The sequence below is a fragment of the Paraburkholderia solisilvae genome (genome assembly GCF_902859875.1).
Classification (GTDB): Bacteria; Pseudomonadota; Gammaproteobacteria; order Burkholderiales; family Burkholderiaceae; genus Paraburkholderia; species Paraburkholderia solisilvae.
Genome location: NZ_CADIKF010000128.1, coordinates 1 through 1,288, shown reverse-complemented (window position 1 = coordinate 1,288; position 1,288 = coordinate 1). Strand labels below are relative to the sequence as shown.

Here is a 1,288-nt window from a genome sequence, read left to right as displayed (position 1 = left end):
TGACCTTGCCCTCGTTTGACGAATCCCATAGCTGGGGGGAATTATGCGGCTTCGCCTCTTTGAGCTGCGAACCAGTTCTTTTCGAACGTCATGGGGCTGACGTAATCGAGCGTTGAATGTAACCGGCGCGCATTGTAAAAGCCCAGCCAGTCAATCACCTCATCCATTGCTACTCGCCGAGTGGCGAAGTGTCGTCCGTGCATGCGTGCTACCTTCAGCGAACCCCATAGACTTTCCGTCGGCGAATTATCCCAACAATTTCCACGTCGGCTCATCGACGAACGCATGCCGTAGGCCTTCAACGTGTCCTGAAACAGGCCGCTGCAATATTGGCTGCCCCTGTCGCTATGCACGATTACGCCGGCCTCAGGGCGACGCCGGAACCACGCCATTCGCAATGCGTCCGTGACCAGTTCAGCTTTCATGTGCGGCTGCATCGACCAGCTCACCACCTGCCTGCTGAACAGGTCGATGATAACCGCGAGGTAGACCCAGCCTTCGGCTGTCGCCAGGTACGTGATGTCGGTCGTCCAGACCTGGTTCGGTGCGTTAGCGGTGAAGTTGCGCTCCAACAGATTCGGCGCCACCGGCAAATCGTGGTTAGAGTTTGTCGTCGCGATGTACTTGCGCTTGTGGCGAGCTCGAATGCCATGCTGCGCCATCAGTTTGCGAACCCGTTCTTTACCCACGCGCACGCCTTGTGTGAGCAACTCCTTCCACATGCGGGGCCAGCCGTATTCGCCTTTAACCTGCGTGTGAATCGCCTTGACTTGCGCGAGCAGTGCATCGTTGCTTACGCCGCTTCGGTGCGGCTTGTCCTGCGCGGTGCGTTGCCGGCGCTGATGATATCCGCTGGGACTGACTTCCAGCACTTCGCATAGCACCGAGACTGGCCAGTAGCGTCGATTGTGCTCGATGAACGCGTACTTCACATCGATTCCTTCGCGAAGTACGCTGCGCACTTTTTTAATATATCTCGCTCCATCTTCAGGCGCGCTACCTCCGCACGCAGCCGCGCCAGCTCCATCTGTTCCGGGCTCACGGGCTTCGTGCCTGCTCCCGCGAGCTTGCCTTCCCGGTCAGCCTTCACCCAGTTGTACAGTGTCTGTTCAACCACACCCAGTGTCGCCGCCACTGCTGCCATGCTTTGCCCGGCTTTCACCAACCGTACCGCTTCCAGCTTGAACTCGAGCGTGTACTGTGCTCGCTTTGCCTTGCTTGTCATCGTTCTTCTCCTTGCTTGAGTTTACCTGTTCAGCAAGGGATTCGTTTTTCGGGGGCAAGCTCA

Annotated in this window: 1 protein-coding gene; it reads right to left on the bottom strand. The window is 57.7% G+C overall.

Annotation, left to right across the window (positions count from 1 at the left end; genetic code table 11):
• Nucleotides 1–41 precede the first annotated feature (41 nt).
• A protein-coding gene (locus HV675_RS32095) for an IS3 family transposase (protein WP_175115476.1) occupies nt 42–1,225 on the bottom strand; the annotation gives its coding sequence in 2 pieces (ribosomal slippage) (nt 42–961 and nt 961–1,225; 1,185 coding nt in all).
• Nucleotides 1,226–1,288: the final 63 nt, after the last annotated feature.